Source organism: Youhaiella tibetensis (assembly GCF_008000755.1).
Classification (GTDB): Bacteria; Pseudomonadota; Alphaproteobacteria; order Rhizobiales; family Devosiaceae; genus Paradevosia; species Paradevosia tibetensis.
Window position 1 is genome coordinate 2,169,806 of record NZ_CP041690.1, and the last position, 12,330, is coordinate 2,182,135.

11 protein-coding genes are annotated in these 12,330 nt (G+C 63.0%); 6 read left to right on the forward strand and 5 right to left on the reverse strand.

Annotation, left to right across the window (positions count from 1 at the left end):
* Positions 1–31: 31 nt before the first annotated feature.
* The 4 genes from FNA67_RS10515 to FNA67_RS10530 are packed head-to-tail and all read left to right on the forward strand — an operon-like array spanning position 32 to position 3,777.
* On the forward strand, positions 32–1,060 hold the full coding sequence (locus tag FNA67_RS10515) for a branched-chain amino acid ABC transporter permease (RefSeq protein WP_049705072.1): 1,029 nt from the start codon (positions 32–34) through the stop codon (positions 1,058–1,060).
* A gap of 3 nt (positions 1,061–1,063) precedes the next feature.
* Positions 1,064–2,209 (forward strand): branched-chain amino acid ABC transporter permease, encoded by a 1,146-nt coding sequence (locus FNA67_RS10520; protein ID WP_147656004.1) that lies wholly within the window; start codon positions 1,064–1,066, stop codon positions 2,207–2,209.
* 3 nt (positions 2,210–2,212) lie between these two features.
* On the forward strand, positions 2,213–3,001 hold the full coding sequence (locus FNA67_RS10525; RefSeq protein ID WP_049705074.1) for an ABC transporter ATP-binding protein: 789 nt from the start codon (positions 2,213–2,215) through the stop codon (positions 2,999–3,001).
* Positions 3,001–3,777, forward strand: a complete 777-nt coding sequence (locus FNA67_RS10530) for an ABC transporter ATP-binding protein (RefSeq protein WP_174851676.1) — start codon at positions 3,001–3,003, stop codon at positions 3,775–3,777. Before FNA67_RS10525 ends, FNA67_RS10530 begins: the two co-directional genes overlap by 1 nt.
* A 33-nt stretch (positions 3,778–3,810) precedes the next feature.
* Here the strand turns inward: FNA67_RS10530 and FNA67_RS10535 are convergent, their stop codons facing one another.
* The 4 genes from FNA67_RS10535 to FNA67_RS10550 all read right to left on the reverse strand — a co-directional run bounded on the left by FNA67_RS10535 (position 3,811) and on the right by FNA67_RS10550 (position 9,326).
* The gene (locus tag FNA67_RS10535; protein ID WP_174851677.1) at positions 3,811–4,638 is read right to left on the reverse strand and encodes a carbohydrate ABC transporter permease; all 828 of its coding nucleotides are present in this window, start codon (positions 4,636–4,638) and stop codon (positions 3,811–3,813) included.
* Positions 4,635–5,519, reverse strand: coding sequence for a carbohydrate ABC transporter permease (locus FNA67_RS10540; protein WP_210246453.1), 885 nt, complete (start codon positions 5,517–5,519; stop codon positions 4,635–4,637). Before FNA67_RS10540 ends, FNA67_RS10535 begins: the two co-directional genes overlap by 4 nt.
* A gap of 97 nt (positions 5,520–5,616) precedes the next feature.
* Positions 5,617–6,879: an ABC transporter substrate-binding protein gene (locus tag FNA67_RS10545; protein WP_147658183.1), complete on the reverse strand. Its 1,263-nt coding sequence runs from the start codon at positions 6,877–6,879 to the stop codon at positions 5,617–5,619.
* 83 nt (positions 6,880–6,962) lie between these two features.
* The gene (locus tag FNA67_RS10550; RefSeq protein WP_147658184.1) at positions 6,963–9,326 is read right to left on the reverse strand and encodes an alpha-L-rhamnosidase; all 2,364 of its coding nucleotides are present in this window, start codon (positions 9,324–9,326) and stop codon (positions 6,963–6,965) included.
* A gap of 137 nt (positions 9,327–9,463) precedes the next feature.
* Here FNA67_RS10550 and FNA67_RS10555 point away from each other — a divergent pair, with 137 nt between their 5' ends.
* Entirely contained in the window at positions 9,464–10,507 is a 1,044-nt protein-coding gene (locus tag FNA67_RS10555) for a LacI family DNA-binding transcriptional regulator (RefSeq protein ID WP_147656006.1), read from the forward strand.
* Positions 10,508–10,529: 22 nt separating this feature from the next.
* Here FNA67_RS10555 and FNA67_RS10560 read toward each other — a convergent pair whose 3' ends face one another.
* Complete coding sequence (locus FNA67_RS10560) at positions 10,530–10,967, reverse strand: Lrp/AsnC ligand binding domain-containing protein (RefSeq protein ID WP_049707968.1); 438 nt, start codon at positions 10,965–10,967, stop codon at positions 10,530–10,532.
* Positions 10,968–11,247: 280 nt separating this feature from the next.
* Between FNA67_RS10560 and FNA67_RS10565 the strand changes: the two genes are divergently transcribed.
* Positions 11,248–12,291 carry a branched-chain amino acid ABC transporter substrate-binding protein gene (locus FNA67_RS10565; RefSeq protein WP_210246454.1) on the forward strand — a complete coding sequence of 348 codons (1,044 nt, stop codon included), beginning with the start codon at positions 11,248–11,250 and terminating at the stop codon, positions 12,289–12,291.
* The last annotated feature ends 39 nt before the right edge of the window (positions 12,292–12,330 follow it).

Genomic DNA, 12,330 nt, shown 5'->3' on the forward strand with positions numbered 1-12,330 from the left:
CGCACCGACCGCTAGTATCTGGAGCATCCCGATGGACGCCATTCTCGCCCAGCTATTGAACGGCCTCGACAAGGGCGGCGCCTACGCGCTGATCGCCCTCGGCCTGACGCTGGTCTTCGGCACGCTCGGTGTCGTCAACTTCGCCCATGGCGCCCTGTTCATGCTCGGGGCCTTCTGCGCCGTCACCTTCCGTGGCCTCATCACGATGGAAACGGTTACGGTCGATCCCACCCAGACGACGGCCTGGGGCACCCCGCTCGAAATCCGCACGCCCCTGGCCCAGACCTGGTTCGGCGACTGGGGTCAGGTGCTGATCGACTACTCGGTGCCGCTATCCATCCTGTTCGCCATCCCGGTGATGCTGGTTATCGGCATCGCCATGGAGCGCGGCATCATCAAGCACTTCTACAAGCGCCCGCATGCCGAGCAGATCCTTGTGACATTCGGCCTGGCCATCGTGCTCCAGGAGATCGTCAAGGCGATCTTCGGACCCAATCCGATCTCCCAGCCGATGCCGCCCGTCCTGCGCGGCGCACTCGACATAGGGGTATGGATCGGTCTCTCGCCCGGGGCCGTGACCTATCCCGTCTGGCGCCTCATCTATTTCCTGTTCTCGATCGGTATTCTGACCGCCATCTTCGCCTTCCTGCGCTTCACCACCTTCGGCATGGTCGTGCGGGCCGGCATGGCAGACCGCGAGACTGTCGGCATTCTCGGGATCAATATCGACAGGCGCTTCACCATCATGTTCGGCCTCGCCGCGGTTGTCGCCGGGCTTGCCGGGGTGATGTACACCCCCTTGGTGCCGCCGAACTATCACCTGGGAATGGACTTCCTCGTGCTCAGTTTCGTCGTCGTGGTGGTGGGCGGCATGGGCTCGCTTCCGGGTGCCGTCGCCGCCGGTTTCCTGCTCGGCATGCTCCAGAGCTTCGCCTCGATGAACGAAATAAAGCAGATCATTCCGGGCATCGACCAGATTATCGTCTACCTGACGGCCGTGGTAATCCTGCTCGTGCGTCCGCGCGGCCTGATGGGCCGGCGGGGCGTGATGGAGGCCTGACCCATGGATCTCTTCCGCCTGCCGCGCCGGGACCTCATCACCTTCGCCATCTTCGGACTGGTGGTGATCGCCATGCCCCTCTGGCTCGCCCCGTTCGGCGCATCCTACCCGGGTCTGCTGCAGAAGTTCGCGATCTACGCGATCTTCGCAATCGGCTTCAACATCCTGTTCGGGCTCACCGGCTACCTCAGCTTCGGCCACGCGGCGTTTCTTGGCGTCGGTTCCTATACGGCAGTCTGGTCATTCAAGCTGCTGACCATGGACGCGCTGCCGGCCATCGTCTTCGCGGTGATCGTCTCGGGACTGTTCGCGCTGGCGATCGGCTTCCTCAGCCTGCGCCGCTCGGGCATCTACTTTTCGATCCTGACACTGGCGTTCGCGCAAATGTCCTACAATCTCGCCTATTCGGTGCTGACGCCCATTACCAATGGCGAGACCAGCCTGCAGCTGACACGCCAGGACCCGCGCATCATCGACAACATGCTGACCCCGGCCGGGGAGGGACTGCCAACGGCAGGCCTTTTCGGGCACAGCTTCTCGGGGTTTGAAGGCTTCTATTTCTGCGCCTTCGTGCTGCTTGTCGCCTTTTTCATCGCCCAGAAGATCTTTGCTTCGCCCTTCGGCATGATGCTGCGGGGCATCAAGTCAAACCAGACGCGTATGAACTATACCGGGTTCGACACCAAGCCCTATGCCCTCACCGCCTTCGTGATATCGGGCATGTATGCCGGCCTCGCCGGAGCGCTGCTGGCTATCACCGATCCCCTTGCTGGCGCCGAGCGCATGCAGTGGACTGCCTCGGGCGAAGTGGTACTGATGACCATCCTCGGAGGCGTCGGCACGCTCATCGGACCGGTCATCGGCGCCTGGCTGATCAAGTACTTCGAGAACATCTTCTCGGCCTTCAACGAGTCGACCCTGCACCGGTTCTTCGATTTCCTGCCCGCGCCAGTTGCCGATCCGGTGGTGGCTGTTGCCAGCAAGTTCGTCGGTGAAGGGTGGCAACTTACCCTCGGCCTCATCTTCGTGCTCGTGGTGATGTTCCTGCCCGGCGGGATCATGGAGGGGGTACGCCGCATCGGCTCTGCCTTCCGCCACCGCTCGCCCCCGTCGGCCAATGCCGCCGCCCACGCCCAGCCCGCGGAGTAAGCCATGACGCAAGCCGACAAGAACGTCGTTCTACACGTGGCCGATGTCTCCAAGAGCTTCGGCGGCCTGCAGGCGCTTTCCGATATCGACCTCGAGGTTGAAGAGGGCAAGACCCACGCGATCATCGGGCCGAACGGGGCGGGCAAGTCGACCCTGCTCAACGTCATCGTGGGCCGGCTCGCCCCCAGTCGCGGCGCTGTCGTCTTCGACGGCAAGGTGCTGACCGGCAAGAAGCCCTACCAGATCAACCAGCTTGGCGTTGCCCGGGTGTTCCAGACGCCCGAGATATTTCCCGATCTCTCCGTGCTGCAGAACGTGATGGTGCCGGCCTTCGCCAAACGGGACGGGGCTTTCCGCGTCAACATCGCTCGGGCGCTCGATTTCGAGGACGGGATCGAGGCTGAAGCCGAGGAAATCCTGCGCGACGTCGACCTCTTCGAGCGCCGCCACAGCCACGCCGGAGCGCTCTCGCGCGGCGACAAGCGGCGCATGGAACTGGCCATGTGCCTGATCCAGCATCCGCGCCTGCTGCTGCTGGACGAGCCGACGGCCGGCATGAGCCGGCACGATACCAACACGACCATCGAACTGCTCAAGAAGATCAAGGCGCGCGGCATGACTAAGGTGATCATTGAACACGACATGCATGTGGTGTTCTCTTTGGCTGACCGCATCTCGGTGCTTTCGGGCGGCCGCATCATCGCCGAGGGCACGCCCGACGAGGTGCGCGGCAGCGAGAAGGTGCAGGAAGCCTACCTCGGCGGCGCCCACCGGCTGGAGGCGGTCGAGTGATGAGTGTGATGACCATGGAAACCAGCGTAGACGTTGACGTATCCATAGCCGAACGCACGACGACCAGCGAACAGCCCTATTTCGCGGTCGAAGAGCTGCACGCCTATTACGGCGAGAGCTACATAGTCCAGGGCGTCACCTTCGATATCCGCCGGGGCGAAATCCTGGCGCTGCTCGGTCGCAACGGCGCCGGCAAGACCTCGACGCTGCGCACCATCGCGCGGCTCGACTCTCCGTCGTTGCAGGCGGGCCAGATCTGGCTCGAGGGCGCCCCGATCCACACGATGAAGAGCTTCGAGGCCTCACGGGCGGGTATTCAGCTTGTGCCGGAAGATCGGCGCATCATCCAGGGACTGACTGTCGAGGAAAACCTGACCCTGGCGCAGGTGGCGCCCGGCCGTGGCTGGGAGATCGAACGTATCTATTCCCATTTCCCCCGGCTGGCCGAACGGCGGCGGCAGGAGGGGGTGACTCTCTCGGGCGGCGAACAGCAGATGCTAGCCATCGCCAGAGCCCTGGCGCGCGACATCAAACTGCTGCTGCTCGATGAGCCCTATGAAGGCCTGGCGCCGGTGATCGTCAACGAGATCGAGAAGATCCTCAACGAGATCAAGGCGCACGGCATTACCACGATCATCGTCGAGCAAAACGCCATCGCCGCCTTGCGGTTGGCCGACCGCGCCGTGATCCTCGACACGGGCACGGTAGCCTTCGCCGGCACCGCCAAGCATGTGCTCGAGAACGCGGAACTTCGCCAGGAATACCTGGCGATCTAGCGTTCCGGCGCCAGGACGACGCCCGTCGTCACATTATCCTTTCACCGCTCCTGCCGTCATTCCGGCCACGATCTGGCGGTTGAAGAAGAGGTAGACGATCAGCGGCGGGATGGTGATGAGCAGGATGTTCATGAACAGCAGGTTGTAAGACGTGCTGAACTGGCTCTGGAAGTTGTAGAGCGTGAGCTGGACCGTGACGTTCTGGTTGCCGGGCAGGTAGTAGAGCGGGTTGGTGAAATCGTTGAAAATCGCCACCGACTGCACCACGACGATGGTGATCACGACCGGCTTGAGCAGCGGCAGGACGATCTGGAAGAACACCCGGAGCGGGCCCGCCCCATCCATGATGGCGGCTTCATCGAGCTCCCGCGGAATGGTCGCCATGAAGGCGCGGATGAGCAGGATCGTGAAGGAAAGGCCGTAGGCTACCTCGATAAGTACCAGCCCGTGCAGGGTCTTGAAGAGACCGATGCTCTGGAGCACCCAGATCGTGGGCACGACTGCCGGCGGGATGATGAGACCAGCCAGCACAAGAAAGCTGGCGACGGACGTCCAGAACGAGGGGCGCCGCTGCATGACGTAGCCGCACATCGCTCCGAAGACCACCAGCAGCGCCACGCTGGCGACGGTCAGGATCGTCGAATTGACGAAGGCCGAGATAATCATGAAATCGCGCGTCTGGATAACCTGGACCAGGTTTTCCCATGCGTGCCAGGTCGTGGGCAGCGAGAACTGGCGCAGCGAGGCTTCCTTGCGGTCCTTGAGCGCCGTCAGCACGATGAAGGCGAAGGGCACGATGAAGACGAAGATGGATACCAGGATCGACAGTCCACCGAGCCAATAGCGTTTTGCCAGGATCATTGCTCCACCTCCCTGCGGTTGAACCAGATGGAAAGCGGCACGATGATGATTGCCACCATGACGAAAAGGACGACGTTGCCGGCGGTCGAGAGACCGTAGAACCCGGCCTGGTACTGCTTGTAGATGACCGAGGCGATGACATCGGATGTGAAGCCGGGGCCGCCGCGGGTCATGGCCCAGATGAGGTCGAACGAGCGCAGCCCGCCGATCAGCGAGAGGGTCACCACGGTCACCGTCGCGGGGCGCGCCAGGGGCAGGGTGATGTTCCAGAAATTCTGCCAGCTATTGGCGCCGTCGATGGTGCTGGCCTCAAAGTATTCCTGCGGGATCGAGACGATGCCCGCGATGTAGATGACAGTCGCCAGTCCCACGCCCTTCCACACGTCCACGAAGGCAACCGAAAGCAGGGCGAGGTTGGGATCGGTAAGCCAGCCGGGCTTGGGCAGGCCGAAGAGCGCCAGGGTCTCGTTGATGACGCCCTGGGTGGGGTGCATCATCACGGTGAAGGTGATGCCCACGCCCACCGTCGAGACCAGCACCGGAAAGAAGATCACCGCCCGCAGGTAGCCCCGACCGATGATATTGCTGGTGAGAAGGACCCCAAGCAGCAGACCGATGACGACCTTGAGCCCGGAAGTGACGAAGGCGTAGATGAGCGTGTTGGTGAGCCCCTTGACCAGAAATGGCTCGCGGAAGAACTGAACGAAATTGTCCAAGCCTATGAAATTGGCTTCGAAAAGCGTCCAACGCGTCATTGAGAAGAACAGCGACGCAACGGTTGGGTAGAGGAACAGCACGCCGTAGATGACCGCCGCCGGCAGGAAGAACCAGGTGGGATAGACCGACGTCTTTCTCCGGGCGCTGCCTTGGGTCCTCGCCACAGCCGCACTTCCCATAGCCACCTCTGCCGCCATCATTCCCCTCCCTTGGAATTCCGACCCGGCCGACAAGCGGCCGGGTCGCGATTGTGCGCCGAACTTACCAGCCGGCCAAGCCAAGCTGCTGGGCCTGCTTCTTGACGTCTTCGTCATAGAGAGCGGCGCCATCGGCGGCCGAGCGGATGCCCGAACCCACTTCGACGGTGATCTGCTCGAGGGCCGGGCCCTTTACCGGCGAGAGATATTCGAGCGCCGGTGCGGTCTGGCCGCCTTCCTGGAAGTAGGGCAGGAGGTCCGAAACGGCGGGCGGAACGCTGTCGGGCAGCGCGCAGCCCTTGATCAGGTAGGGACCGGTGGCACCGTTGGCGGCACTGCGCACGTCGCAGCCCTTGGTGCTGGCGATGAAGGCCACGAACTTCTTGGCTTCCTCAGGGTGCTGGGTGGTCTTTGAGATGTAGACCGCAGCCGGCATCCAGACGGTGAGACCGTTCTTGGCGGCATCGTCGCCGGGAATGGCGAAGAAGCCGACATCCTGGAGGTTATCCGGATAGTTCTGCGCGATGCCGCCGATGGCAAAGGTCAGCATCGGATAGTGGGCACCCTCGCCGGTCGAGACCATGCGCAGGCCGTCATCGAACTTGGCGGCGGCGAAGTCTTCGTTGAGATAGCCGGCCTTGAAGACCTCTTCGCCATGCTCGAAGCCACGGAGCGCGGCAGGCGTGGTGGCAAACTTGGCCTTGTTGGCCGTGTAGTCGGCCGCGAAGGTCGGCACTGCCGCCTGGACGTTGAAGAAATCGCCGAGAACGAAGAGCTGGCTGGTCCAGGTGTCGCCGAACGTCTGGATCACGGCCGTCTTTCCGGCAGCCTTGATCTTTTCGTTGTTGGCCATGAACTCAGCCCAGGTCTTGGGCACCGAGAGGCCGAGATCGGCATAGATCTTCTTATTATAGAGGATGCCGCCGCCCATGGCCGCTTCCTCGGGAACACCGTAGACACGCCCATCCGGCGCGGTGACGACCGGCTTGAAAGAGTCGATGACGTTGGCCTGGAACGGCTCGTCGGTGAGGTCGAGCATCGTCTGGGGCGGATTGAGCGCCTGGAACAGCGAGCCGGCATTGTAGCGGAACACGTCCGACATCTCGCCCGTCGCCAGGCGGGTCTTGACCAGGTTGTCACCCTCGCCACCGCCCGGATGCGTCTCGATATCGATCTTGATGCCCGGGTTCTCCGCCTCGAACGCCGCCTTGAGCCCCTCAGCAGTGGCAACGTTGGTCGGGTTGTCGTCGACGTAGTAGCTCAGGGTCACGCCCTGCGCCAGGCTTGCGCCGGTGAGGGCGGTCATCGCCAGCAACGCGGCAGCCATGCCACCGATCAGTTTTCTCTTGGTCGTAAACACTGTCTTCTTCCTCCCAGTTTGGCCCGTTTCGGGCAATCGTTCACGCAGCCTCACGGCGTGCGTGCGTTGATGTCGAGCTTGTCGAGGCCGAGGCGAGCGGCCGGAGCCAGCTCGAACACGATCCGATGCTGGCCGGCGGAAAGCGGCTCGTCGCCACCGTTCCACGCCTGTCCATCGACCTGCGCGTTGCGCGCGCCCGCGGGCAGCCGCAGAAGTCCTCGTGACTGGTCGGGCACCTCGACGTCATAGGTGACGGTTTCGCCCTCGACGGACCATCCGGCCTTGATGGTACCGGCGATCGAGTCGTGGCTGGCGGCAACCGGCGAGAGTTCGGGGATGATAGTCGGCTCGAAGATGATGGTGGCGAAGCCCGGATCTTGCGGATCAGGGCGGAAGCCCGCCACGCCTTCGAACAGCCACTGGCACACCGCCCCGTAGGCGTAGTGATTGTAGGAGTTCATCTGCGGATTGTAGATCGAGCCGTCCGGCGCGATGGCATCCCAGCGCTCCCAGATCGTGGTCGCACCCATCTTGACCTGATAGAGCCAGCCCGGCACCTGCTCCTGCAGGAAGACATCGGCGGCGATGCCCGGCTCGCCGATCTTGACGAGCGAGGGCAGCAGGGCCGGCGTGCCGATGAACCCGGTCCCGATCCGCCCTTCCGAGCGCAGGATCGTCGACTTGAAATAATCCTTCGCCGCTTCCCGATGCTCCTCGGGCACGAGGTCATGAAGGATGGCAAGGGCGTAGGACGTCTGGTCGTCATAGGCGAGGCGCCCTGAGGCCGTCACGAATTCGCGGGCGAAGGCGCTCTTGACCTGGCTGGCCATGTCTTCCATGCGCGCGGCGATACCGGTCTCGCCGACGATGCGCGCGATACGGCCCACCAAGGAAGCGGTGATGAAGAGATAGATGGTGGCGGCCGCGTCGTCACCGATCGTCGGCAGCGGTTTTGCCGACGGACCGCTGGGCTGCAGCCAGTCGCCAAACGTGAACCCACGCCCGCCCCACTGCCGGGGCGGCGAGACGATCGGACCGTCGCTGATCGACCAGACGAAATCGACCCACTTGACCATGGCCGGCAAAGTTTCGCGCAGGATCGCGGTATCGCCGTAGTGGAGATAAACCTGCCAGGGCACCTGGGCAATGGCATCGCCCCACCCGGTCGAGCCGAAGAAGCCTGGGTAATCCTGTGGCTTGAGGCGGGTCGGATCGGGGACCACATGCGGTACGGCGCCATCTTCGCGCTGATCGGCAACGACGTCGCGAAGCCACTTGGTAAAGAAGCTCTGCGTGTCGGCCAGGTAACAGGCGGTACCGGCGAAAACCTGGGCGTCGCCGGTCCAGCCCAGGCGCTCGTCGCGCTGCGGGCAATCGGTCGGTACCTCGATGAAATTGGAACGCTGCGACCAGAGCGTGTTGAGCACCAGACGGTTCACCAGCGGGTTGGCCGAGGTGAAGCTCGCCTTGACCTCCGTCACCGAACTGATCGGCACCGAAACGATGTGCGTCAGGCGTGCATTGCCGCTGATCGTGACGCGCGCGTAGCGATAGCCCTGGAAGGTGAAGGTCGGCCGATAGTGCTCCTCGCCCTTGCCGGCAAGGGTGTATTCGAACCGTGCTGCTGCGGTGCGATAGTTGCCGTTGTAGAACTGGCCGGACTGATCGAGCACTTCGCCATGCTCCACCTCGACGCGCGCGCCGGCATCACCTTTCACCGAGAAGGCGACGTAGCCGCCGAGGTTCTGCCCGAAGTCGTAGACGGTGCGTCCCTCCGCATCCGTCCAGGAACGCACGACCTCGATCGGCACCAATTCGCGGACCGGCGTCGTCTCGTGGGCGACCAGGATCGACGAGTCGAAGGGCAGGGGCTCAACGCCCGCTGAGACGACCGGCGTCAAGCGCGCGTCGAAGGCCTCGCCGTAATAGATGCCCGACTTGCGGATCGGCAACTCGCCGCTTTGCCAGCTCGCATCGGTCACGAGGATCGGATCACGGTCCTCGGGGGCTGCGCGCAGCTCGGCGATTGCGGCAATATGCTCGCCCCAGGTGTTGAAGATGGGCGCCTTGCCCCACATCAACTGCGATCGCAGCCAGCCGTCGCCCAGCCAGATCGAGATTTCGTTCTCGCCGGGCACGAGCAGATCGGCCACGAGATAGGTCTGGAACGAAAGGCGCTTGTCGTAAGCGGTCCAGCCCGGGGTCAGCAGGTCGTGACCGACGCGCCGCCCGTTGATGAAGCAGCGGTATAGGCCCAGCGCACTGATCCGCAGCACTTCGCGGCCGCCGACGCGGTCGAGCCGGAAAGTCTTGCTCACGAAGCTCGCGGGCGTGCCGACGCCCTGATCGCTGAGCGGGCGGATCATCTCCGCGACCCATCCGGTCGCCACCGAATCCGGCGCAGCCTTCTCCATTACGTCGTGCACGCAAGACCTCCCTGGGCGCCTGTTCCGGCTTTGTGTATTGTTCTACGTATAGCGTTCTACATTTTTTTGACGATTGCAATGGGCATTCGGCAAAATCCATGAGACAAGGCGGGGAGGGGGTGCCAATGGCTCAAAACCAAAAGTCGGGTCGGGTGACCATCAAGGAGGTCGCCGAGGACGCGGGCGTGTCGGTGGCGGCGGTGTCCAAGGTGCTGCGCGAGGCCTATGGCGTGAGCGAGGCGCTCAAGACCAAAGTCCGCGCTTCCATGAAGAAACTGAACTATCGACCGCTGGCGACCGCTCGCGGCATGCGCGGTCAGACCTTCACCATCGGCGTGACGTTCCCCGACCTGCGCAACCCGTTCTTCGCCGATATTCTGGCGGGCATCAATTCGGCCCTCGAGCGCACGCAGTACCAGTTGATGCTCGGAGTCAGCCTGTCGACCCCGCTCATCGAGGAGACCCTGATCGACTCGATGATCGACCGTCAGATGGACGGATTGATTCTGGTGGGAACCACGGTCAATCCGGCGTTCCTCGAACCGACAGCGAGCCGAAAGCCGCTCGTCACCATCGGTCATCACGTCGAGGGCGAGAGCTCGTTCGATACCGTCAACAACGACGACAGGCTCGGCGCGATCCTGGTGGTGCGCCACCTGGTGGCCAACGGCTACCGCAAGATTGCCATGCTCAGCCTTAACTCGACGACATCTACGCTCATCACCGAACGCGAACACGGCTATCGCCAGGCCATGGGCGACCATGGGCTGCAGGAACATGTGCAGATCCTGCGCGTCGGCCAGACCCTGCGCGAAGTGCAGACCGCGACCCGTCGCCTGCTCCAGAGCCCGGACAAGCCGGATGCGCTCTTCTGCTGGACGGACTTCATTGCCCTCGAGGTCATCAGCATCGCAACAGAGCTCGGCCTCGCCATTCCGGACGACCTGGCGGTCGTGGGCTACGACAACACGATGTATTGCGATTTCGCACAGAACAACCTGACCAGCGTCGATCAATCCGGCGAGGTGCTGGGCCTGCAGTCAGCCCGGCTGCTGATCGAACGCATCCGCGGGCGCCAGGAGGCAGAACATTTCGTCGTGACGCCCCGCGTCGTCGCCCGAGGCAGCTCCCTGGCGGTTGGCGGCAGGGGCATGGGGCAGGGTAGCTAGCCTGAGAAAAGCAGGGGCCGGGCTAGGTGTCGACGACGGCTTCCATCACCACGAAGGTCGAGGTGTGGGCCACGTGCGGGAGGCTGGAGATGGTTTCGCCGAGGACGCGGCGATAGGTGGTGATGTCGTCGGTGCGCACCTTGAGGAGATAGTCGTAGGAGCCGGCAATCATGTGGCATTCCTCGATGCTGTTGATTGCCTTGGAGGCCTGGTTGAACTCGTCGAGCGCCCGTGACCGCGTGTCCGACAATGTGACCTGAACGAAGGCGATGTGACCTTCACCAAGCCGGCTCCAGTCGATCACGGCGCGGTAGCCGCGAATGTATCCTTCGCTTTCGAGGCGCTTGACCCGCGCTTGTACCGGGGTCTTGGAGAGCCCCACGGCCTTGGCCAGCAAGGCCATGGAGACCCTGGCGTCACGGTCGAGCACGTCGATGATCTTGCGATCAATGCGGTCCAGGTGCCTCAAGGTCTGCTCATTTTCAGGTGAAATGAACTAAACTTCGGACACGATATGGTACTTTTGGACTGAAATCCAGCCAACTTTGGACCAGCCGCCACTCCCCGGGCGTGCAACGATGTTGTGCAGGCCAAACAATGCAAGCGCACAAGCAGCTTAGAGCAGTTGGTCGATGTCGAGGAAACATCAGGATGCAAAAAGGGGAATAGTAATGCTTCGTCTCGTACGAAATATTGGGATTGGTGCTGCCCTCGTCTTGGCAGCTTCGGCACTTCCGTCGATGGCACAGGGGTTGACCGTCGGCGTGCAGGTGCCCACGACGGGGTCGGAAGCGACGTATGGCCAGGACATGGCCAATGCCATTCAGATAGCAATCGATGAGATCAATGCCGCCGGCGGCATCCTGGGCAAACAGGTGTCCGAGGTCGTCGGCGACGATGCGTGCGATCCGCAGCAGGCGACCAACGCCGCGACCAAGCTGGCCTCGAGTGGGGTGGTTGGCATCGTAGGCGGTTACTGCTCGGGCGCGACGGTTCCCACGCTCAAGATCTACGGCGATGCAAAGCTGCCGTTCATTATCACCGCGGCGAACTCGACCAAGCTGATCCCGGCCAACCCCGGCAACGCCTTCATGATCAACTCCACCGGCAATGACCAGGTGGCCAAGGCCATGGAAGTCTTCACCAAGCGCGGCCTCAAGTCCCTGGCGATCGTCAACGAAGGCGACGCCTATAGCCAGGACCTGGCCGAGCTGACACGCAAGGCCTGGACCGACGCCGGCAACACCGTCGCTGCGTTCGAAACCGTCAACAAGGGCGAGCAGGACTACTCAGCCGTGGTGACCAAGATCAAGGCCGCCAACCCCGATGGCGTCTTCTGGACCGCCTACTATGCCGACGGCGGTCTCCTCATCCGTCAGCTTCGCGAAGCCGGCTACCAGGGACTGATCGCCGTGGGCGACGGCTCGAACTCGCCAGACCTCTTCAAGCTCGCCGGCGAAGCAGCAGAAGGCGTGATCGGCTTCTCCAACCCGACAGCCGAATTCCTTCCTGGCGCCAAGGCCTTCGCCGACGCCTACATGGCCAAGTTCGGCAACGCTCCGGGCCCCTACGCGCCCCTCAGCTACGACGGCATGAAGCTTCTGGCCTGGGCCATCGACAAGGCTGGCACCACTGACAGCGCGGCTGTCATCGAGGCCCTCAAGGGCGCCGACTTCAAGGACGGCCTGGCCGGTCCGATTTCGTTCAACAAGGACAACACCCTTGCCCGCTCCAACTTCATCGTTCTCGAAGGCAAGAACGGGACCTGGGCGCTAGCCGAGTAACCGTACTCACCTTGCCGGGCGCTCTCCGGCGCCCGGCGA

Bases quoted from the DNA above. Each gene is read 5' to 3' on its own strand.
- FNA67_RS10515 (WP_049705072.1), top strand. From the start codon at position 32: ATGGACGCCATTCTCGCCCAGCTATTGAACGGCCTCGACAAGGGCGGC.
- FNA67_RS10520 (WP_147656004.1), top strand. From the start codon at position 1,064: ATGGATCTCTTCCGCCTGCCGCGCCGGGACCTCATCACCTTCGCCATC.
- FNA67_RS10525 (WP_049705074.1), top strand. From the start codon at position 2,213: ATGACGCAAGCCGACAAGAACGTCGTTCTACACGTGGCCGATGTCTCC.
- FNA67_RS10530 (WP_174851676.1), top strand. From the start codon at position 3,001: ATGAGTGTGATGACCATGGAAACCAGCGTAGACGTTGACGTATCCATA.
- FNA67_RS10535 (WP_174851677.1), bottom strand. From the start codon at position 4,638: ATGATCCTGGCAAAACGCTATTGGCTCGGTGGACTGTCGATCCTGGTA.
- FNA67_RS10545 (WP_147658183.1), bottom strand. From the start codon at position 6,879: ATGGCTGCCGCGTTGCTGGCGATGACCGCCCTCACCGGCGCAAGCCTG.
- FNA67_RS10550 (WP_147658184.1), bottom strand. From the start codon at position 9,326: ATGGAGAAGGCTGCGCCGGATTCGGTGGCGACCGGATGGGTCGCGGAG.
- FNA67_RS10555 (WP_147656006.1), top strand. From the start codon at position 9,464: ATGGCTCAAAACCAAAAGTCGGGTCGGGTGACCATCAAGGAGGTCGCC.
- FNA67_RS10565 (WP_210246454.1), top strand. From the start codon at position 11,248: ATGGCACAGGGGTTGACCGTCGGCGTGCAGGTGCCCACGACGGGGTCG.